The sequence below is a fragment of the Kribbella sp. NPDC050281 genome (assembly GCF_040655855.1).
GTDB lineage: Bacteria > Actinomycetota > Actinomycetes > Propionibacteriales > Kribbellaceae > Kribbella.
On sequence record NZ_JBFAKS010000022.1, the window covers coordinates 51,298 to 70,674 of the forward strand.

At 67.5% G+C, this 19,377-nt stretch carries 21 protein-coding genes; 13 read left to right on the plus strand and 8 right to left on the minus strand.

The genetic code is table 11. The annotated features are described in order from the left end of the window. Window positions 1–14: 14 nt before the first annotated feature. On the minus strand, window positions 15–572 hold the full coding sequence (locus AB0I34_RS23600; RefSeq protein ID WP_360448363.1) for a sigma-70 family RNA polymerase sigma factor: 558 nt from the start codon (window positions 570–572) through the stop codon (window positions 15–17). A gap of 104 nt (window positions 573–676) precedes the next feature. On the opposite strand from AB0I34_RS23600, the gene AB0I34_RS23605 reads away from it, so the two are divergent. The 4 genes from AB0I34_RS23605 to AB0I34_RS23620 are packed head-to-tail and all read left to right on the plus strand — an operon-like array spanning window position 677 to window position 3,119. Next, window positions 677–1,201, plus strand: a complete 525-nt coding sequence (locus tag AB0I34_RS23605) for a hypothetical protein (RefSeq protein WP_360448366.1) — start codon at window positions 677–679, stop codon at window positions 1,199–1,201. A 4-nt stretch (window positions 1,202–1,205) separates the two neighbouring features. Continuing rightward, a complete protein-coding gene (locus tag AB0I34_RS23610) occupies window positions 1,206–1,934 on the plus strand; it encodes a cytochrome b/b6 domain-containing protein (RefSeq protein ID WP_360448368.1) in 729 nt (242 codons plus the stop codon). Window positions 1,935–1,938: 4 nt separating this feature from the next. Continuing rightward, window positions 1,939–2,460, plus strand: coding sequence for a sigma-70 family RNA polymerase sigma factor (locus tag AB0I34_RS23615; protein WP_360448370.1), 522 nt, complete (start codon window positions 1,939–1,941; stop codon window positions 2,458–2,460). Further along, complete coding sequence (locus AB0I34_RS23620; RefSeq protein ID WP_360448372.1) at window positions 2,457–3,119, plus strand: zf-HC2 domain-containing protein; 663 nt, start codon at window positions 2,457–2,459, stop codon at window positions 3,117–3,119. The genes AB0I34_RS23615 and AB0I34_RS23620 overlap by 4 nt, the downstream gene beginning before the upstream one ends. 7 nt (window positions 3,120–3,126) lie before the next feature. Here the strand turns inward: AB0I34_RS23620 and AB0I34_RS23625 are convergent, their stop codons facing one another. From AB0I34_RS23625 to AB0I34_RS23635, 3 genes are all read right to left on the minus strand, one after another. Next, window positions 3,127–5,010, minus strand: coding sequence for a copper resistance protein CopC (locus AB0I34_RS23625; RefSeq protein ID WP_360448375.1), 1,884 nt, complete (start codon window positions 5,008–5,010; stop codon window positions 3,127–3,129). Window positions 5,011–5,045: 35 nt separating this feature from the next. Beyond that, window positions 5,046–5,882 (minus strand): zf-HC2 domain-containing protein, encoded by an 837-nt coding sequence (locus AB0I34_RS23630; RefSeq protein ID WP_360448377.1) that lies wholly within the window; start codon window positions 5,880–5,882, stop codon window positions 5,046–5,048. 218 nt (window positions 5,883–6,100) lie between these two features. Next, entirely contained in the window at window positions 6,101–7,204 is a 1,104-nt protein-coding gene (locus AB0I34_RS23635; protein ID WP_360448379.1) for an epoxide hydrolase family protein, read from the minus strand. Window positions 7,205–7,317: 113 nt separating this feature from the next. On the opposite strand from AB0I34_RS23635, the gene AB0I34_RS23640 reads away from it, so the two are divergent. The 5 genes from AB0I34_RS23640 to AB0I34_RS23660 all read left to right on the plus strand — a co-directional run bounded on the left by AB0I34_RS23640 (window position 7,318) and on the right by AB0I34_RS23660 (window position 12,041). Further along, window positions 7,318–7,800, plus strand: coding sequence for a MarR family transcriptional regulator (locus tag AB0I34_RS23640; protein ID WP_360448382.1), 483 nt, complete (start codon window positions 7,318–7,320; stop codon window positions 7,798–7,800). A gap of 104 nt (window positions 7,801–7,904) precedes the next feature. Continuing rightward, window positions 7,905–8,657: a maleylpyruvate isomerase family mycothiol-dependent enzyme gene (locus AB0I34_RS23645; protein WP_360448384.1), complete on the plus strand. Its 753-nt coding sequence runs from the start codon at window positions 7,905–7,907 to the stop codon at window positions 8,655–8,657. A gap of 149 nt (window positions 8,658–8,806) precedes the next feature. After that, entirely contained in the window at window positions 8,807–10,156 is a 1,350-nt protein-coding gene (locus tag AB0I34_RS23650; RefSeq protein WP_360448386.1) for a glycoside hydrolase family 27 protein, read from the plus strand. Window positions 10,157–10,509: 353 nt separating this feature from the next. Continuing rightward, entirely contained in the window at window positions 10,510–11,106 is a 597-nt protein-coding gene (locus tag AB0I34_RS23655; RefSeq protein WP_360448389.1) for a hypothetical protein, read from the plus strand. Then, a complete protein-coding gene (locus AB0I34_RS23660) occupies window positions 11,103–12,041 on the plus strand; it encodes an NAD-dependent epimerase/dehydratase family protein (protein WP_360448391.1) in 939 nt (312 codons plus the stop codon). The genes AB0I34_RS23655 and AB0I34_RS23660 overlap by 4 nt, the downstream gene beginning before the upstream one ends. A gap of 147 nt (window positions 12,042–12,188) precedes the next feature. Here AB0I34_RS23660 and AB0I34_RS23665 read toward each other — a convergent pair whose 3' ends face one another. Continuing rightward, window positions 12,189–14,972 (minus strand): AAA family ATPase, encoded by a 2,784-nt coding sequence (locus tag AB0I34_RS23665; RefSeq protein WP_360448393.1) that lies wholly within the window; start codon window positions 14,970–14,972, stop codon window positions 12,189–12,191. Window positions 14,973–15,104: 132 nt separating this feature from the next. On the opposite strand from AB0I34_RS23665, the gene AB0I34_RS23670 reads away from it, so the two are divergent. Continuing rightward, the gene (locus tag AB0I34_RS23670; protein ID WP_360448395.1) at window positions 15,105–15,800 is read left to right on the plus strand and encodes an alpha/beta hydrolase; all 696 of its coding nucleotides are present in this window, start codon (window positions 15,105–15,107) and stop codon (window positions 15,798–15,800) included. A gap of 63 nt (window positions 15,801–15,863) precedes the next feature. Here AB0I34_RS23670 and AB0I34_RS23675 read toward each other — a convergent pair whose 3' ends face one another. Next, a complete protein-coding gene (locus AB0I34_RS23675; protein WP_360448398.1) occupies window positions 15,864–16,049 on the minus strand; it encodes a hypothetical protein in 186 nt (61 codons plus the stop codon). A gap of 16 nt (window positions 16,050–16,065) precedes the next feature. Further along, window positions 16,066–16,341, minus strand: coding sequence for a hypothetical protein (locus tag AB0I34_RS23680; RefSeq protein ID WP_360448401.1), 276 nt, complete (start codon window positions 16,339–16,341; stop codon window positions 16,066–16,068). Between the two features lie 76 nt (window positions 16,342–16,417). On the opposite strand from AB0I34_RS23680, the gene AB0I34_RS23685 reads away from it, so the two are divergent. The 3 genes from AB0I34_RS23685 (at window position 16,418) to AB0I34_RS23695 (ending at window position 18,398) form a co-directional block, all read left to right on the plus strand. Further along, a complete protein-coding gene (locus AB0I34_RS23685) occupies window positions 16,418–17,008 on the plus strand; it encodes an XRE family transcriptional regulator (RefSeq protein ID WP_360448404.1) in 591 nt (196 codons plus the stop codon). A gap of 311 nt (window positions 17,009–17,319) precedes the next feature. Then, entirely contained in the window at window positions 17,320–17,508 is a 189-nt protein-coding gene (locus tag AB0I34_RS23690) for a hypothetical protein (protein WP_360448407.1), read from the plus strand. Between the two features lie 26 nt (window positions 17,509–17,534). Continuing rightward, window positions 17,535–18,398 carry an aldo/keto reductase gene (locus tag AB0I34_RS23695; protein WP_360448409.1) on the plus strand — a complete coding sequence of 288 codons (864 nt, stop codon included), beginning with the start codon at window positions 17,535–17,537 and terminating at the stop codon, window positions 18,396–18,398. Between the two features lie 145 nt (window positions 18,399–18,543). Here the strand turns inward: AB0I34_RS23695 and AB0I34_RS23700 are convergent, their stop codons facing one another. After that, window positions 18,544–19,317: an HD domain-containing protein gene (locus AB0I34_RS23700; RefSeq protein ID WP_360448411.1), complete on the minus strand. Its 774-nt coding sequence runs from the start codon at window positions 19,315–19,317 to the stop codon at window positions 18,544–18,546. Window positions 19,318–19,377: the final 60 nt, after the last annotated feature.

A 19,377-nucleotide genomic window follows, 5' to 3' on the forward strand; every position in this document is an offset into this window, starting at 1 on the left:
GCATCGCCGGACAGTCATGCGGACTTGTCATCGCTCACCTCGAAATCGTCGCGCAGCCGGGCGAGGCCGAGCCGGATCCTGGTCTTGGCGGTGCCCAGCGGCACCCGCTCGCGCTCGGCGATCTCTCTGGCACTGAAGCCGTAGATCGAGGCGAGCACCACGGCCGCGGCCTGTTCCCGCGGGAGCCGCCGGAGCGCGGCCCTGACCTGGTCGGTGTCTGCGACCTGTTCGATCTGCCTGTCGTCCGACGCCTCACTCGTGGTCAGCACCGCCAGCAGAACATCTGGGTCGTACGGCTGGTCGCGACGCAACCGGACCGTGTCGATCGCCGCGTTGCGGGTGATGGTCAACAGCCACGTCAGGACGCCACCTCGCCGGGCGTCATAGCCGCCCGCGAACCTCCATGCCCGGACGAACGCCTCCTGGGCCACATCGTCCGCGGTCGCCGATCCACCCACGATCGCCACTGCCAGGCCGTACACGCGGGACTGGTAGCGCCGTACGAATGCTGTTGCCGCCTGCGGATCTCCAGCCGCCATGCCGGCAAGTAGCGCCTCGTCGCTCACTTCCATAGCGGGTATTACGCGCCGGGACCCCCGATTGGCTCTCTGGCCGAGAGATCCGTTCGGCTCCCTCGGCCAGTAGTACCGCAAGAAGCCATTCGAGGGAGCTGAGAATGATCGACACCAAGACACCCTTCAGCGGTCGGCGGCACCGCCGCATCCGCGCCGTGGCGGCAGCGGCTGCGCTGCTCGCGCCGACGGTGCTGGTCGCGTGCGGGAGCGATGACGAGTCGGCCGGTGCGGGCGGGATGTCACTCTCGATCGCACAGCCGGCAAAGGACGCCACGGTCAGCCTGCCGTTCAAGGTGAAGGTCGACGCGGGGGTGCCGTTGGGTCCGACCGAGTCCGGCAAGCATCACGTCCACCTGTGGCTCGACAACCATGCGAACGACTACCTCGTCGTGGAGTCGGACACCGCAGAAATCACCAGCGGGCAGAAGGCAACCTTGTCCGGCAAGCCGTTGGGGGTCTCCCCCGGCAAGCACACGATCCACGTCTCGCTTCGCAACGCCAACCACTCGGCGGCAGGCGTGGACACCGAGATCGCAGTCAACGTCGGAACCGGAGCCGGAGCCGCACCGACGACCGCCGCACCCTCGGAGCCCGAAACCAGCTCCGAGGATCCGTACGACTACTGACACCATGGCGACCACCAAGCAGCGGGTGCCGACGGTCGAGCGCTACACCCGACGGATCCGCTGGTACCACGCGGCCACCTACCTCACTGTGCTCACCCTGCTGGGCACCGGTTGGTGGCTGCTGACTGGTCGCGAGGGTCAACCAAGCCTGGCCGCCCGGCTGACCGGCGTCTCCGACATCACGTTGCACACCTACGCGGGCTGGATACTGACCGGGCTCGCGGCCTTGGCAGTCACCGTCGGTGCACGCGCCGCGCGCGCCTTCGTGCTGGAGTCCGTGCGGGTCGACAAGGGCGATCTCCGGTGGTTCATCCGCTGGCCTGTCGCCGTGGTCACCGGCCGGTTCTCCCACCACCGCGGCCATTTCGATCCAGGACAGCGCGTGGCCAACCTCGTCCTGGTCATCCTGCTCGCTGCCCTGGTCGGCAGCGGCGTCGGGCTCACCATGGTGGTTGGCGGTCCTGGTTTCGTCTGGTTGCAACGCGTGCACCGCTGGGCCACGTACCTCATCACCCCGGTGCTCGCCGGGCACATCCTGATCGCCGCGGGTCTGTTGCCCGGTTACCGCGGTGTCGCCCGTGCCATGCACCTTGGCGGGCGGCTTCGGATCGATACGGCTCGGCGGGTGTGGCCGGACTGGCTCGACCGGCGGCTCGCCGAGGACAAGGAGCAGCCGTCACACGCGGTGACGACAGTCCGGCCTGAACCATCCGATGACGAGCCGCGTATTTAGGCGTGTGTCGACGGATGGTGGATCCGGGAGCGAAGCGGACCTCGAGGTGCTGTACGACCGGTATCGCAGGCCGCTCCTGGGCTATGTCCTGCAGTCAGTGAGCGGCGATCGCCAGTACGCCGAAGACGTCGTCCAGGAGACCATGATGCGCGCCTGGCGGAACTCGCCTGCCCTTGACCCGGACCGAGCTGGTCCTTGGCTGTTCACCGTGGCGCGGAACCTCGTCATCTCCGGGCACCGCCGACGCGCGGCGCGCCCGGCCGAGGTACCCATCGCCGAGAGGGAGTTCGTGTCGGCCGACGACGACATCGACCGGGTCCTACAGGCCTGGCAGGTCGCAGAGGTACTGCGGGGCCTCAGCCGGGACCATCGCCAGGTGATCGTCGAACTCTTCTACCGCCGGCGGACCGTCTCCGAGACGGCCGAGCAGCTCGGTATTCCGATCGGGACAGTCAAATCGCGAAGCTTCTACGCGCTGCAGGCGCTGCGAGCGGCTCTCGAGGAGCGAGGAGTCACCGGCTCATGAGCTGTCCACAAGCCGACGCGATCGGCGTCTATGTTCTCGGGGCACTCGATGCCGACGAACGCGTCGAGCTGGAGCGGCACATCCGGGACTGCCCGAGCTGCCAGGAAGCAGTCCAGCAGTTCGCCCATGTGCCGGCGGTGCTCCACAGTCTCACGCTCGAAGATGTCCTGGAGTTGCGACTCGAGGACGACGCCGATCCGGACGTCGACCGGCAACCAGCCTCCATCAGGCGTCGGCGGCGTACGCCGAAGCGCGCACTTCTCGCCGCGACCGCCGCCGTGGTCCTGCTGGTCAGCGGCGGCCTGATCGGTCGCCAGATCTCCGACGCTCCGGCATCTCCGCCACAAGCCGGGGGCGGTATCACCTGGTCTGCGACAGATGGCGTCGGCGGGATCGACACGCGGGTGCAGCTCAGCAGCCGCACCTGGGGAACAGACATTCAGGTCCACCTGGACGACCTTGCTCCTGGCCAGCGATGCATGCTGGTGGTGCACACCCGCACTGGGCGGTCGGAGGTCACCGGCTGGTGGACGACAACCGACATCCCCGAGGCAGATGTTCCTGCCAGCTCATCGTTCGCCCTCTCGGACATCACTCGCGTTGACGTCGTCACAGCGGACAACGCTGTGCTTGCGTCTCTGACCGCAACGACACGATGAGAAGGCCCTAGCGGCGGTAGGTGAAGGTCCGAGTCGCTAGATGGTTCGGGTCTGCCAGGGTCTCGCGGACAATCCGGTACGACGCGTCCACCTCGAGCTCGACATGGATGCCTTCAGCAGGCAGGCCGAAGGTGAGCAGGCGGTGTCCACCCGGCCGGGGCTCGACGACCACGTCGGGATCTGGCGGACCGGCGTACGGGTCGCTGTCGATGAACTCGGGTCCATCGATGATCACCGACTGCGCCGCCGGCGTCGGCGCAGTGGTATCGCTCGTGATCGACTCGACGACCCGGAAGTCATGCTGCGCGAGCATGGCCGTGCGCACGCGCGGCAGGGCATCCCGAGAGATGTGCGGCGCCCACCGGATCGGGAAGCTGACCATGCCGCCGTGCCATCCAGTCGCACCGACGCGCAGTTCGATGTGCTCGAGCCCCGCGGTCCACGCCACCGGACCGACGAAGCATCCACGACCACACGGCCGGAGTACGACGGTCTCGCCCCGGCCGCTGAGCTTGGCGGTCAGGTCGAATGCAGGCGGCCTGGTGTCGTTCGTAGCCGTATCGCCATCCGGCGTGTGCAGCCGCACCTCCAGTTGGTTCTCGCTGGCTGCGACGCCGACGGCGATCTGCCCGGCCAGGCCACCCAACCGGATCACCGGCCCGACGGCCGGCGTCGGATAGCCCAGGTCCGCCGTAGCCGGAGCCGGGGAAGGCAATGACACGAGTACGGCGCTCGCGGCCAAGACCACCAGCAGAACCACGGCCTCGGCTCTCACCGGCCGGGTGAACGACGAGCCAGTTGCCGAAAGCAACCGTCGCCGGGCGACCCAGGCCAGGACCGCGACAACCGCCACCAGGGAGACCTTTGCGAGCAGCGTCCGACCGTACGCCGTACCGCTGATCACCCCAGGACTCGGCACCAGCATGAGCGCGCCGATCCCGCCGGAGACTGCGACACCAAGGAACAGCACGACGGCGAGCCGCGAGTACACCGCGAAGGCTCGCCGGATCGGGACACCACCACCCCTATTGGCTCTGGCTACCCGGAGGAGATGGAACAGCGCCCCCAGCCAGACGCTGAGAGCCACCAGATGGACGGCGATGACCAGAGCACCGGAGACGCCGCGTTGACTCCCCAAGTGATTGCGCAAGGCCTCGACCGAGATCACCACCACAGCCACCGTCGCAACCATCCACCAACGCATGCGATGAGCGAGTGCTGCCAGCAATGCGAGACCGGCGGCCCCGACAGCAAGGAGAAACCCGGCCCGGCCGAACCCAGCGGTCGCGATCACGACGTACACGAGCTGCGAGGCTGTCGCCAGAGAACCGACTGCCGCCGAGGGCCGCACAAGCGATCGCGGGCGGGTCGCCGCCGGTACGGCGCGGCGGACGATCCGTTCACCGACAGCGCCACCCAGCAGGCCGATCAGACCGAGGAAGAACAGCCAACGCAGCACGGCGATCACCGGGAATCCCGTCGAACTGCCGCTCTCCGCTCCGCTCAGCTCGACCGCTGCGGCTGCGACAACGAAATCGAAGTCGGCCGCAACCACATCGCCGTCCTGCGCGGTGACCTCCCAATGGACCACATACCTTCCCGCAGGCATCGGCTCGAGAGTGTTGACGGCAACTCTGCGTCCGCCCTGTTCGATGGCCACCTCGGACGTGTCGACAGCGTGCCCGCTGCTGTCCTCGACCCGTACGCCGTGCGGCGCAACACTGACAGGTTCATCGAACACCATCGTGATCGCGGAAGGCCTGGACGCGACCGAGTAGCCCGCTGCAGGCGTCGTACTCAGCAGCGTGGGGTGCGCACTTGCCTGCGGCGCAGTGATGAACAGCAGGACCGGCACCAGGCCCGCGACCAGACCCCACTGCCGCCCGCTCAACGGCCTGATCCGACGATTGACATAAAGCATCCTGTCTATCGGGTGGTGCTGGTCAGGGTGGCCAGGACGGTCTCGTCGGACCGGATGACGTCGAGACGGTCGATCTCCGAGAGCGGAATCGACGTACTGCCCGGAATCATCAGGCGCGACTGGTAGTTGGTCGACCACCAACCCGCTGTCTCAGCAGCACCAGTCCGCGGGTGCACAACCAAGCGACAGGTCAGCTCCGGCGGGAGATCGTCCATCCACAACCGGATGTCCGTGCCCCATGCCTGATCGGCGAGACGTGCGACCGTGTCGATTCCGCCGGCCGCATCCGTTGACGTCCAGGTCACAACCCCCGGCGTCGGCTGGCGAGTCAGGAGTTCTGCGCTCGCCAAGCCGCCGGTCGCCAGAACCAGCACCATGATCATCGCCAACAGCAGCATCGGCGACCGGCTCAAGCGATGCACAACCGCGGACCAGACCGAAGCAGTAGTGGCCTCGGAGAACGGTCTTGCCGCGTCGATTTCCGAGACGAGGTCAGATCGAGGCTCAGCTTGGACATCGCGTGCAGATGCCCTCGGTGAGACGTCATCCAGCGTGAGTCTGTGCATGAGCCCGGGCAGGTGAGCCACGTCGATCAGTTCCTGGCGGCAGACCTCGCAACCGATCAGGTGCCGCTCCATCTCGACCTGCTCCTGGGGGTCCAGCGCACCCAGCAAATAGGCCCCGACCGACCGCGTCTCCGGACACATCACGGGCCGGTCATCCCGTGTTCTCCCGCCGCGGCCCGAAAGGCGCCCAGCGCAGACAACGCCCGCACAGCTCGCTCCGCCGCTGGCCCGTCCTTCACATGGGGCTAATACGCCGCCGACGGTCGCTCGGTTCACCTACACAAATCGACCGGACGGATGCAGCGTGTGTACGCCGAGCACGGCATCCTGAGCCAGGTCTGGTGGGTTTCCCCGGCCACGGTCCGGCCGGTTGCCTCACAGTCGGAACATCCCCTTGACGGCCGGGGAACCCGTCGACCACTTCATCACGAGCTGACGCGGCAACACCAACGCCGAGCCACCATCCAGACAGGTGCGCGGCCAGCAGCCGGCCTTCACTCAGCGTCCGATCGGTTGTCGTCCTTGATGCGGGTACGGAAGAACGCCCGGACGTCCTCGGCGAGCAGCTCGGGCACCTCCATCGCGGCGAAGTGGCCTCCGCGCTCGAACTCCGACCAGTGCCTGACGTCGTACAGCCGCTCGGCCAGCGGTCGTACCGACTGTGTGATGTCGTGGGCGAACACCGCCACGCCGAGCGGCACCCGGCACGGCAGCTGGCTCCCCCGAGGGGTGTCGTGGTGGAACCGGCCCGATGAGGCCGCGGTGGCGGTCAGCCAGTACAGCGAGATGTCGGTCAGCATCTGATCGTCGCTGACCGGCGTGGCGGGGTCGGTCCACTGGGCGAAGCGCTCGGCGATCCAGACCAGCTGACCGACCGGCGAATCGGTCAGCGCGTAGCCGATGGTCTGCGGGGTGAGCGCCAGCAGAGCCTGGTAAGGCGGACGATTCGCCATCAGCTGTCTGACTTTGTCCAGTCGGGCCTCATCGGCTGCGGAGACCTCGACCTCGGGATCCGGCCGGGTCGGCAGGTAGTTGACGTGCACCCCGACGACCTGGTCGGGCGCCACCGCGCCGAGCGCCATGGAGATGCCCGCGCCGAAGTCGCCGCCCTGCGCGCCATAGCGCTCGTACCCCAGGCGGCGCATCAACTCGGCCCACGCCCGGGCGACCCGGACCGCGTCCCAGCCGCGCTCGTGGGTCGGCCCGGAGAATCCGAAGCCGGGGATGGACGGAATCACCAGGTGGAAGTCGCGCGACAGCGGCTCGATCACTTCGAGGAACTCCAGGAACGAACCTGGCCAGCCGTGGGTGAGGATCAGCGCGAGCGCGTCCGGTTTCGGCGACCGGACGTGGACGAAGTGGATGTTCTGGCCATCGACCTCGGTGGTGAAGTGCGGAAGCTCGTTCAGCCTGGCCTCGTGCTCACGCCAGTCGTAACCGGTGCGCCAGTATTCGGCCAGCTCCTTGAGGCGTGCCAGCGGGAACCCATAGTCCCATCCGGCATCGGCGACCTCGTTGGGCCACCGCGTGCGGGAGAGCCGGTCGGCCAGGTCGTCGAGGTCGGCCTGAGGGATCGTGATGTGGAACGGCTTGATCATCGTGTCAACTCCAGGGAGATTCATTCGGCGTCCAAACGTTAGCTCGACTAACGTTTGGTGTCCAAACGATATCACGGTCATTGGTCGCCCTAACGATTCGCTAGACTTGCCACGTGGAGAAGCCATCCGATGAAACGCCCGCAAGGTGGGAGAGCCTGCCCAGCTGGCTGCTCGGCCTGACCGCCCAGCACGCACACCGCCTGGTGGGCGACGGGTTCTCGTCCGTCGGCGCCCGCGGCTACCACTACCGCCTGCTGGCGACGCTGGAGGATTTCGGGCCGGCCAGCCAGGCCGCGCTGGGCCGCCGTAGTGGCATCCACCTCAGCGACATGGTCGCGACGATCAACGAACTCGCCGATCGCGGACTGGTCGAGCGCGCCCCGGACCCCTCGGACGGGCGGCGCAACATCATCTCGCTGACCGCCGCCGGCAAGCGGCAGCTACGGCGGCTGGAAAAGCGGCTGGCCGAATCCCAGGACGAACTGCTGGCTCCGCTGTCACCCGACGAGCGCCGGCGACTGACCGAGCTCCTGTCCAAACTGTCCGACCACCACAACCGACGTACCGGCACGCTCGAAGAGCCGCCGATGCGCTGACCGGGTCTGGATAATGAAGGTCGCGTCTGCGCAGTGCGATCGTCCTGGAGGATTGCCATCACCGACATCCGCGCCGAGATGGAACAGATCGAGAGGGCCATGCCATGAGTACGGCGTCCTGGTCCGTCAGGCGGTCGATCAGCGATCTGATCGAGCAGGTGGATCAATCGGCGATCCGGCTCGTCACGACGGCGGCCACGCTGAGCGATGCCGACGTTCGCGGCCCGTCGATGCTTCCAGGCTGGTCGCGCGGACAGGTGCTCCTGCATGTGGCACGGAGCGCGGATGCCTACACCTGGCTGCTGCGTTCGGCCCGGCGCAACACACAGCCCGGCAGCAGGCCGAGCACGACTGCCCCGCCCGATGCTGCTGCCACAGCCATGGAGGTCACCGGCGATCTGCAAGTCAGCCTGGAACAATTCGCCGCGGAGATCGGCAAGATGCCCGCCGACGCCTGGGGTCACGTGGTCACAGCCCTTGCGGGGTGGCCACACCCGGCCTGGTTCACCCTGCGGCGATGCTTGCGAGAACTGGAAACCCACCACTTCGATCTGGGCCGCGGGTACGGGACCCGAGACTGGCCCACCTCCTACGCGGCCTGGGCTCTCGACGACACACTGGCGACGATGAAGGCGCAACGCTTCCCGCTCGGATCGGCCGAGGCGATCGATCTCGGCCGCACCTGGACGATCACGCCGGGCGGACCGTCGATCGCCGCCGCCGGGCACGAACTGCTCGGCTGGCTCGCAGGTCGCAGCGAAAGTCCGGGGACCAACTCGGACACCACGCTGCCGATCCCGCCGCCGTGGCCGCAGCCGCCCGCGACCCTCCCGGTGCTGCCCGGAGAACAGTTCTGAGACCGTTGCTGCAGGCAACTTTCAGGTCGGGACGGTACGCCGGCACTTGCTGGCTGTCAGGAAGAATCAACCTCGGGGCTAGATTCTTGACGCGATCAATTAATCCCCCGTACGGTACCGGGACGCCCCGCAACGAAAGGTGCCATGCCATGTCCACCGTTCGTCCCCTCCGCCGTGCCCTCGCGCTGGCGACCGTCGTACCCCTCGTCCTCACCGCGACGATGGTGTCCACGAGCGCACCGGCGCTCGCCAAGAGCGACTTCAGCGTCAAGCCGTTCATGGGCTGGAGCAGCTGGAGCGTCCAGTCCTCCACTCACCCCGACTACGGGACGAAGTGGCTCACCGAGCAACACATCAAGGACACCGCCGACTCGATGGCCGCGAACCTGAAGCCGGCCGGATACACGAACGTGAACCTCGACGCGGGCTGGAACGCCAACTGGGACTGGCAGTTCCGCACCGACGCCAACGGCATCCCCGAGGCCGACCCGGCGCGCTTCCCCAACGGAATCGCCAGCCTGGCCCGCTACATCCACGGCAAGGGGCTCAAGATCGGCCTGTACGGCGGCGCCGGTCTGCAGAAGGCGATCTACGACAAGAACGCCCCGATCATCGGCACCGACTGCACGACCCAGGACATCACCGTGATGCCGCTGACGCCGACCAACATGTGGGGCGGCGACTGGAAGATCGACTTCACCAAGCCGTGCGCGCAGGCGTACTTCGACTCGATCGCGGACCGATTCGCCTCCTGGGGCGTCGATTTCGTCAAGGTCGACGGCGTCACCACCGACAACATTCCGGACATCGAGGCCTGGTCGAAGGCGATCGACCAGAGCGGCCGCAAGATGTGGCTGACCGCGAGCGCCTGGCCGGTACCGCGGGACGCCGGCGAAGGCCTGCGACCATGGGCGAACAGCGTCCGCGTCGACACCGATGTCGAGTGCTACTGCAACACCGTGTCGACCTGGACCAGCTCGGTCGACAACCGGTGGGAAGACCTGCCGAACTGGCTCGACGTGGTCGAGCCGAACTACTGGCCGGACCTCGACTCGATGCCGATCTCCAACAACACCGGCCTCGGAATCCAGGACGGCATCACCGACACCGAACGGCAGAGCGTGATGACGTTCTGGTCGATGGCATCCTCGCCGCTGTACGTCGGCGGCGACATCTCCACCATCGACGACAAGGCCGTGTCGATCCTGACCAATCGCGAAGTCATCGCGGTCGACCAGGCCGGCGTGATCCCGGCCCAGGTCACCGGCGGAACGCTGCAGGTCTGGAAGAAGCGGCTGCCCGACGGCCGCCTGGCAGTTGCGGTCTACAACCTCGGGGACGACTCTTCGGACATCACCGTCCAGTGGAGCCAGCTCGGCGTCAGAGGCAACCGGAATGTCCGCGACCTGGTCGGCCGGCAGAACCTCGGCAAGTTCAACAAGTCCTGGACCGCCGAGGCCGTCCCGGCCCACGGCTCCCGCCTGATCACCCTCTCCTGACCGTCGAACATCGGACCGAACTGCTGCTCACCGGCCTCTGGAGCAGGCTCGCGCCAGTCTTCGCGGGTGGTTCGTGGACAGGGCCGCTGGAAAGGCACATGCTGGGGGCAGCGCGGTCAGATCTTGCGCTCAGTAGCTCATCGGGGTTGCCACAGTTTCGTGTCCGTGCTGGGGGCCGTTCGCATGGACACAATCAGCAGTCGCGGCATAGAACCGCCGTGGCAACCGCCTGGCTTCCGAATCCGTCCTTGATCGAGATCCCTCGACAGGACTACCCGGGCATGTGCCTTTCTGGCACCGCGCACAAGCACCACAATCCAGCCGGCCGTTGCCGCGCTCAGGAGTTGAACACCATGACCCACTTCGCAACATCACAGCCAGTCTTCCTGCGGACCTGGTTGCTCTGGACAGCGGGCTTCCTCGCCTTCCCCGTCGCCGGCATTGCCGGCGACCTGGCCGCGGGCCGCGTGGACGACGCCCCCGCCGCGTTGCTCGGTGGCTTGGTCACCGGTGCCGTCCTCGGTACTGGACAAGTGCTGGTCAGCCGCCGGCGGCTCGACCCGCGGCGATGGATTCCGGCCACCGCGGTCGGTATGGGCCTAGGGCTCCTCCTCGGCGCCGCGATCGTCGGGTACGGCACGTCGTTGGGCGAACTCGCCCTCATGGGGGTTCTCACCGGCATCGTCCTCGGCCCGGCGCAGGCACTCGCGCTACCTGCCCGGACCCACCGGCGGTGGCTATGGGCCGCCGCCCTGCCGATCCTGTGGGCGCTGGGCTGGACTGTCACCACCCTCGGCGGGATCAGCGTCGAGAACCAGTTCACCATCTACGGCGCCTACGGAGCGGTGACCTTCTCCGCCCTGTCCGGCCTGCTGCTGCACTACCTGCTGCCGTACCGCGCCGCGGCCGGCCCGGCTTCGACGCAGACACCGATCGAGACCCAGGCATGAGCACCCCGCAGCACGTCATCTTCGGGACTGGCGCGATCGGACTCGCACTGCTCGCCGCGCTCCGCCGGCGCGGCGAGACCGCCCGGCTCGTCAACCGTTCGGGCCATGCACGCGTGCCCGATGGGATCGAGGTCGTCGGCGGCGACGCCCGCGACCCCGACTTCACCACTGCCGTGGCCAAGGGCGCCCGCGTCGTCTATCAGACGCTCAACCCGCCGTACACCGAATGGACGGCGCAGTTCCCTGCCCTGCAGGCCGGTGTGCTCGCCGCTGCCGAGGCCTCCGGCGCACGGCTGGTCAGCGTCGAAAACGTCTACATGTACGGGCGTCCTGCCGGTCACACGTTCACCGAAGACCACACCTACGACGCTCACACCAAGAAGGGACAACTCCGAGGACGAATGGCACGCCAACTCCTCGCCGTCCACCTCGCCGGCCGCGTCCAGATCGCGATCGGCCGCGCGTCGGACTACTTCGGCCCCCGCGGCGGCGCCCAATCCAATCTCGGCGACCGCGTCTTCCCCGCCGCCCTGGCCGGAAAGACCGCAACCGTGCTCGGCGATCCTGACCAGCCACACACTTACACCTACATCCCCGACATCGGCGAAGCACTCGCAGTACTTGGCGAACACCCCGATGCCCCCGGCCAGGTGTGGCACGTCCCGAACGACCCGGACACACGCAGTACGCGAGAGTTGGTCGACCTCATCTACCGCGACGCCGGGCAACCCCGCACGAAGCTCCGTGCCATGCCACCGCTGATGCTCCGCGCGCTCGGCCTGTTCAACCCAGCGGTCCGAGAACTCACCGAAATGCGGTACCTGTTCGAAGAACCCTTCATCGTCGACAGCACCAAGATCGCGAACAAGCTCCACGTCCACGCGACACCGATCGCACAAGCCCTGACCGACACCCTGACCACCTACCGAGGCTGACCGAGGAAGATCTCCGGGACCACCAGATAGCCGAGCAGCATCAGATGTACGCCGAAGAGCGCCAGCCCGATCAGCCACGTGTAGTCGAACACCTCCCGTGGCCGGGCCGGATCTGTGCGTGCGCATCGGGCTGTGAACTGAGGTGTCTCAAAGGCCATCGGCGTCGAGCTGGTGGAGTCGGTTGGCGAGCTCTGTGCGCGACCGAACCGACAGCTTGCGGTAGATGCGAGTCAGGTTGGCTTCCACAGTCTTGACTGACACGAACAGTTGAGCAGCGGCCTCCTGATTGGAGTGACCCGAGCCGACCAGGTCGGCGACCCGGCGTTCGGTTGCCGTGAGCATCATTGTGGTCGAGGGAGACCCGATCCGGTCGGCTTCGTCACGGGCACGTTCTGCCCACCGCGGTACACCCAACTCCTCGAAAGCCGCCGCTGCGCCGAGCAGCATCTCCTCGCCCGAGCGTCGGTGGCCGGCACGACGATAGACCTGCCCAAGCGCCAGTAGGGATCGCGCCGCCTCGAACGGACACTCCGCTCCCGTGTTGCCGACGACTTTGCGAAGCACGATCAACGCTCCGTCGACATCTCCGCGGGCAGCGGCCAACAGAGCCTGGCAACGGTCCGCGGCGACTGCTGCTTCCGGCCGGCCGGCCGCGCCCTGGCGTCGCAGGAGGTCGATCGCCACCTCGACCTCGTCCAGTACGCCGGCCTGCAACGCGGCGTCCGCGTAGTCGACGGGCCACAACAACTGCTCCAGGTCGACCATCTTGGTGATCGCGAAGATCTCCGCGAGCTCGCGCAACGACTCCAGCGCCGCAGACCAGTTCCGCGCGGAGACCTCGATGAAGCCCAGCTGCGCCAGGAAGCCGCCCAGCCAATACATCAGCCCACTGGACCTCGAGCGTTCCGCGGCGCGCCGGGCCAACTCGCGGGCCTCGTCCAGGTCGCCGGAGTACTCCTTGATCAGGATGCGGGCCATGCTCTCCTGCAAGCCGACCGTGCCCCACGCACCCGAGCGGTCCGCGTCCTCCAGAGCAGCCTGCGCCTGGGGAACCTTCGACGCGCGGATCAGAACGAGAACCAGCCAGATGTACAGGCTGGACAGGTCGGCGTACCGGCCGGCATCGACGGCCTTCACGATGGCATCGCGGACCACCGACTCGGCGGTGCCGTCGTTCCAGGCCGCATAGAAGCTGCGTGCGCCGGCCCATTCCGCCGGCGACAGCTCGAGCGACGAATGAGCGACCAGCCGTTCCATCTCGTGCAGCGTCCGTTCGGGCCGATCGATCCCCCAGATCTGCTCGATCGACTGCCGCTGATACAGCGCGACCAGCTGAATGTCCGGCCGATCCGCCGCGACCGCCTCCGCGATCGCCATCCGGGCCAGCCGCAGGGCGAGCCTGCCGTGTCCCTCCATGCGGTGGCGCTCACTCAGGGTCTGCAGGATCTCGGCACGGACCTCCCCCGCCGGTGCGATCCGGAATGCCTGCTCGGCCAGAGATCGAGACTCCCGCAGGTCCTCGGCCAGCCGGGCCCGACGTACCAAGACCTGGGCTCGATCCTGCGAACTCCCGGCCAATGCCGCCCCCTTGCCCAAGGCTGCACGCGCCGACAGGCCGTCGCCGGCATCGACGTAGCTGTCCACGGCCCGAAGCCAGCGACGGAAGCCATCAGCGGTGTCCATCGCTGACGGAGTGGCCAACGCGGCGCCTTCCAGCAGCTCCCCGGCAAGCTGCTGGGCACCGCGCGCCCGAGAGATCTCCGCGGCAGTCTCCAGTTCACCGGCGACGGCCTTGTCGGGGGCGACGATCGACTTCGATCGATGCCTGGCACGCTCGACCGGGTCGTCCAGCAGTTCCGCGAGAACGCGATGGGCGCGGCGACGGTCAGCAGGTACGGCGGCCTCGTAGATCGCCGAAGCCAGCATCGGATGGGTGAACGCAACGACCGACCCGGCACCCACTGTCGCCACATCCCAGTCCGCGGCAGCCTCCAGCGCGGACTCAACCTCGGCGTCATCCACGATTGCTCGCAGTGTGTCGACCGTAAGCCGCCCAGCAGCAGAAACGAGCAGCAGGACGTCGCGCGCGTTCTGCGGGAGCAACATGACCTTCTCGCCGAGAAGCCCAGCCAGACTCGGCGGTACCGGGAAGACCGGCTCGTGGCCGTCCTGGGCGCTCCAGCGCCACTTCGACACGTCTGACTGCATCGCCTGCGCGATCATCAACGCAAGGTAGGGATTCCCGCTGCTGGCCCGCGCCACCCCAGCACTCATCGGCGGAGTCCACCGCGCGCCCAGGCGAGTGCGCAGCAACTGGCCGATCGCCCAGTCCGCCAAGGCCGGCAGCGACAGCTCGCGGCGCGGCTCGGGCAGCTCGCCGATGAAATCGGCGCCGGCGTCCCGATCCGGCCGTGTCCCGACCAGGATGCTCAACCGCTGCGGCTCGACCGAGATCCGGCGGAGCGCGAAGCCGAGGCTGCCGACAGTCGCCCGGTCCAGCCACTGCAGGTCGTCGATGATCAGGGTCACCGGCTCGGCCTCGCAGAGCTGCTTCAGCAAACCCTGGACCGCCAGCGGAACCGCCAGGGCATCGGCGTCGCGATCGCCTGGTTCGTCACGGTGCAGAGCCACCGCGAGTGCGCGCCGCTGCGGCGCCGGAAGGGTCAGCTCCGATCCCGGCGGACATTGGCCGATGAGTTCGGCGAGACCGGCGAACGGCAGGCCCCGGTCGAACTGTGTCGGAGCGAGCGAAAGCACCCTTCGCCCTCGGCGCTGGGCCAGCTGATCCGCGACCTTCAGCAAGCTGCTCTTGCCGACCCCGGGATCACCGATCGCCACCGCGCTCCCACCCCGGTCCAGCACGTCGCTCACCGCACGCACCGCGTCCTCACGGCCGAACAGCCCGTACGCGGCCGCCGAAACCTCATCCACGAGGACATCATCCTGCACCGCACAGGCCCGGATCGAGGGTCCTGACCGCCGCTGTCGAGGGGTATCCCCGATGCCCCGAGCGCCGACCCCCGCCTAGCGTCACCGCATCGGTCCACAATCAAGGAGGACGCCATGAGCACAAGCACCCGGCCGGCCGTCGTACTCATCCACGGAGGATTCGTCGACGGTTCCGGATGGCGAGGTGTCTACGACCGGCTCCGCGCCCAGGGTCACCGGGTCGCCGTCGTACAGAACCCGACCGTCTCCCTCGAAGGCGACGTGGCCGCGACCAAGCAGGTCCTCGACGAGCTCGACGGGCCTGTGGTCCTCGTGGGTCACTCGTACGGCGGCGTGGTCGTCACCGAGACCGGCAGCGACCCGCGCGTCGTCGGACTCGTCTACATCGCGGCATTCGCCCCCGACAAGGGTGAGTCCGTCAACACCCTTATCGCCGACCCGCCGCCGGGTGCGCCCGTGCCGCCGATTCTGCCGCCGCGGGACGGCTACCTGTTCCTCGACCGGGACAAGTTCCACGACTCGTTCGCCGGTGACCTACCGACCGACGAGGCCGCCTTCATGGCCGACTCCCAGGTCCCGTGGGGAGTCGACGCCCTCGGCGGCACCGTCACCGAACCCGGCTGGCGAAGCAAGCCGAGCTGGTACCTCGTCGCCGCCGACGACCGCATGATCCCGCCACCGGCCCAGCGCGCCATGGCCGAACGAGCCGGCGCCTCGGTCCGCGAAGTCCCCGGTAGCCACTCGGTCTACGTGTCCCAGCCCCAGGCCGTCGCCGACCTCGTCCACAAGGCCCTCGAATCCCTCACCTGATCAAGGACCGCAGGAACGCCAGCAACGACATGGCCGTCAGCAGGCAGGCGACAACCCCTTCCATCACCGGCAGCGATCGAGCGTCCGGCAGAGAACCGGCCACTTGACGACCACGATCCCCACCCCCATGAACGCGTACCCGAACCGCATGGCGTTCATCCGCCGGGTAGTCAGCTCCTGATGGCGTCGTGGGATGGGTGTTCGTACACCTGGTTCGACGGGAACGGCGGCGTTGATCTGTGCACTCACGGTTTGCAGCCCTTTACTAGTGGTTGTGGCGAGTGAGGAGGCGTCGGCGCACCCGGTGCAGCTGCGGCATCAGTCCGTAGATCACGATCGGTACGGCGATGGTCGCGAGGACGAACGTCCGCACGACCGGCGTGAGCGTGCCGAGCCAGTGACCTAGGACGAGGTTGAGAGCGGTGAGGGTCGGGAACACGGCCAGCCAGATCATCAGGGCCAGCTGGTGCTTGGTCGGGGGTCCAGGTACAGCGGGCTTGGGCGTCGGGTCGAGCTTCGGACTGAGCGATGGTGTGGTCATGCTCCAAGGCTGGGGCTGGGTGGGGCGTTCGGCCACGAAGGTTGCCGTTTGTGGGAATCGGGGGTCAGATGTGTTCGTGGAGGACACCTCAGCGGCGGAGATCGCCGCGGTGCTCGAGGGAGTCGGGGGACGGCTCAAGCGACTACGCGCGCGCCGCCGGATGACCCTCACCGAGGTTGCGACAGCGACGGGGATCTCGAAGAGCACGATGTCGCGGCTCGAGACCGGACAGCGCCGGCCGACCCTGGAACTGCTGCTCGCGTTGTCGCAGGTGTATCGGGTGCCGCCGGATGACCTCGTCGCCGCACCGGTGCAGGGCGATCCACGGATCCGCCTCAAGCCCGGTCGCGTCAAGGGCCGGACGGTGATCCCGCTGACGCAACAGCCCGATGGCACGCAGGCGTGGAAGATCGTCATACCGACCAGCAACGTCACCCCGGAGCTCAGGGCGCACGACGGCCACGAGTGGATCTACGTGCTGTCCGGCCATATGCGCCTCGTCTTCGGCGACGAGGACTGGGTGCTCGGCCCCGGCGACGTCGCCGAGTTCAGCACCGAAAAGCCCCACTGGTTCGGCAGCACCGGCACCGAGCCCACGGAGATCCTCAGCATCTTCAGCCGCCCCGGCGAACGGATGAACGTCCGGGAAACGACTCCGCACCCGTAGCACTGCCGCCAGCTGCGTACCGGCTAGCTGGGGTTGCAGATCCATGCCAGCAGCAGGCACCTTCGGGCGCCACCGGCGATGCCAGCTGAGTTCCTGGCCGGGAGCATGGTGATATCCCGGCCCGATGAGGTGAGGAGGCGGCGTTGAGTCTCGTCGATCTGTCCCGATGGCATCGCCGGCGGCGCGACCGCCAATCTGTGAACCGGCATCGTCATGGCGCTGTTCGCCGCCGTTCTTCACCTGCGGTCGGTGAGGTCACGACACGCCCGGTGTGGCTGAGGATCTGGCAGTCCCAGCGTCAGGGTTCCGTGATGCCGTCCGCCATCGCGATCCACCGGTCGGTCGAGATGCACGTGGCCCGCACGGCAGGCGTCGCGCTGACCATCCAGCAGCTCCGTCAGGCCGCCGTCTACACGGTGCGGTACGACGAAGAGAGCGACCGCATGCTGCACGAGGTGTTCGCGCCGTACGGCATCCCGTACCAGCGGGCCACCGGATGAGCACACATCAGAAGGAGTGATGACCCATGTCAGAGTCCAATCCCGGAAACGCCGGAGCGGCCGGCACCATCGATGTCGGCGGTGACCTGACCGTCAACCGTCTCGGCTTCGGCGCCATGCGGATCACCGGTGCTGGGATCTGGGGTCCACCCAGCGACCGAGACGAGGCGAAGGCGGTACTGCGCCGAGCGGTCGAGCTCGGCGTCAACTTCATCGACACCGCCGACTCCTACGGTCCCCACATCAGCGAGGAGCTCATCGGCGAGGCCCTCTACCCGTACCCGGACGACCTGGTGATCGCGACCAAAGGCGGCCTCGTGCGCCCCGGCCCTGGACAGTGGCTCGCCGACGGCCGGCCGGAGCACCTGATCGAGGCCTGCGAGGGAAGCCTGCGCCGGCTCAAGCTCGAACAGATCCCGCTCTACCAGTTCCACCGGCCCGACCCGGACGTGCCGCTCGAGGACTCGATCGGCGCTCTCGTCACCCTCAAGGAACAGGGCAAGATCCGGCACATCGGGCTGTCCAACGTCACCGAGGACCAACTGCGGCGCGCACAGCGACTGACCCCGATCGCCTCGATCCAGAACCGCTACAACATCGACGACCGCCATTCGGAATCGCTGGCCGACCTCTGCGAGCAGGAGCGGCTCGTGTTCCTGCCGTGGGCGCCGATCCAGGACCTCGACGACAACCGGGCTGTGCAGGAACTGGCCCAGCGCTACCACGCTCAGCCCCGGCAGATCGTGCTGGCGTGGCTGCTGGCCCGGTCACCCGCCATCCTGCCGATCCCGGGCACTGGATCGGTGTCGCACCTGGAGGACAACATCGCCGCCACGTCGATCAAGCTGACCCCGACCGAGATCGCCTCCTTGACCCGCGACGCCGACTGAAACCACGTCGGACGACTCAAACGCTTAGCTTTACCACCGGCCCGAGGGATCTGGAGGGTCTTGGGTCGATGGGCGAGCCTCGGCAGGACTTGCTGCGTGGATCCCGCTCGGATCTGTGCTCCTGTGGCAGCTAGAGGAACAGCGCTTATCCGCGGAAAGGGGCGAGCCTGATTGTCACGTCGCTGAGTGCGAAGCGGTGTAGGTACCAGGCGCGACCATGTGGGACCTGCTTGGCTTCGGCTCGTAACAGCCCGGAGAACTCCCGCTTGAAGCCGACGCGTGGGTAGTCCTGGACGACGGTCTTGCGGACTGCGTCGGGTACGTGATCGCTGCGCAGCCCGAACACATCAACTGCTGCACCGGCGGAAAGCAGGAAGGCTTCGGCACCGGATTCAACACCGACGCCTGGCGTGTGGTGCATCGCAATCGCATTCGTCACGAGCTCGCGTTGCACCTCTGGTACGTCGTGGCGGTCAGTGAAGTCGCGTGCCAGTGCCGCGCTGCGAACCGTGAAGTCGACGTCCGGGACCCGGCTCGGCAGGCCGGTATCGTGAAACAGCGCGGCGACGTACAGCAATTCGTGATCGAACTCGACTTCGTCGAGTGCAGCGATGGCTGCACCCCAGGCATAGGCACGGCGCGAGTGATTGAGCAACGCCGGTGTCAGGAGGTCGTGGGCAGCAGCCTCGGCGTCTCGTGCCAGCAATGAGTCCGGCGGGACCAGCGCGTCTGGTTCAACCGAGTTCCGGCGCCCCGAATGTGTTCGAGTGGCCATCGCGAGACTGCCGGCGATGATGCGGAGGTGGCCGCGCAGGAGTGGCCGGGCGAGCGCGATGCGTTCGCGGACCGTCAACACACCACCGGTGCGCTCGGTCCAACCGATGGATCCGATGGGGTCGTGCGTCGCTGGCTGGTTCATCCGAATCTCACCGTCTTCCTCGATGGTGTCAGAGTAGGGCGCCGTACGCCGTACGCCGAC

What these genes read in the sequence shown, in the direction of transcription:
- AB0I34_RS23600 (WP_360448363.1), bottom strand. Translation starts at nt 572, where the DNA reads ATGGAAGTGAGCGACGAGGCGCTACTTGCCGGCATGGCGGCTGGAGAT.
- AB0I34_RS23605 (WP_360448366.1), top strand. Translation starts at nt 677, where the DNA reads ATGATCGACACCAAGACACCCTTCAGCGGTCGGCGGCACCGCCGCATC.
- AB0I34_RS23610 (WP_360448368.1), top strand. Translation starts at nt 1,206, where the DNA reads ATGGCGACCACCAAGCAGCGGGTGCCGACGGTCGAGCGCTACACCCGA.
- AB0I34_RS23620 (WP_360448372.1), top strand. Translation starts at nt 2,457, where the DNA reads ATGAGCTGTCCACAAGCCGACGCGATCGGCGTCTATGTTCTCGGGGCA.
- AB0I34_RS23635 (WP_360448379.1), bottom strand. Translation starts at nt 7,204, where the DNA reads ATGATCAAGCCGTTCCACATCACGATCCCTCAGGCCGACCTCGACGAC.
- AB0I34_RS23645 (WP_360448384.1), top strand. Translation starts at nt 7,905, where the DNA reads ATGAGTACGGCGTCCTGGTCCGTCAGGCGGTCGATCAGCGATCTGATC.
- AB0I34_RS23650 (WP_360448386.1), top strand. Translation starts at nt 8,807, where the DNA reads ATGTCCACCGTTCGTCCCCTCCGCCGTGCCCTCGCGCTGGCGACCGTC.
- AB0I34_RS23655 (WP_360448389.1), top strand. Translation starts at nt 10,510, where the DNA reads ATGACCCACTTCGCAACATCACAGCCAGTCTTCCTGCGGACCTGGTTG.
- AB0I34_RS23660 (WP_360448391.1), top strand. Translation starts at nt 11,103, where the DNA reads ATGAGCACCCCGCAGCACGTCATCTTCGGGACTGGCGCGATCGGACTC.
- AB0I34_RS23670 (WP_360448395.1), top strand. Translation starts at nt 15,105, where the DNA reads ATGAGCACAAGCACCCGGCCGGCCGTCGTACTCATCCACGGAGGATTC.
- AB0I34_RS23680 (WP_360448401.1), bottom strand. Translation starts at nt 16,341, where the DNA reads ATGACCACACCATCGCTCAGTCCGAAGCTCGACCCGACGCCCAAGCCC.
- AB0I34_RS23690 (WP_360448407.1), top strand. Translation starts at nt 17,320, where the DNA reads ATGCCGTCCGCCATCGCGATCCACCGGTCGGTCGAGATGCACGTGGCC.
- AB0I34_RS23695 (WP_360448409.1), top strand. Translation starts at nt 17,535, where the DNA reads ATGTCAGAGTCCAATCCCGGAAACGCCGGAGCGGCCGGCACCATCGAT.
- AB0I34_RS23700 (WP_360448411.1), bottom strand. Translation starts at nt 19,317, where the DNA reads ATGAACCAGCCAGCGACGCACGACCCCATCGGATCCATCGGTTGGACC.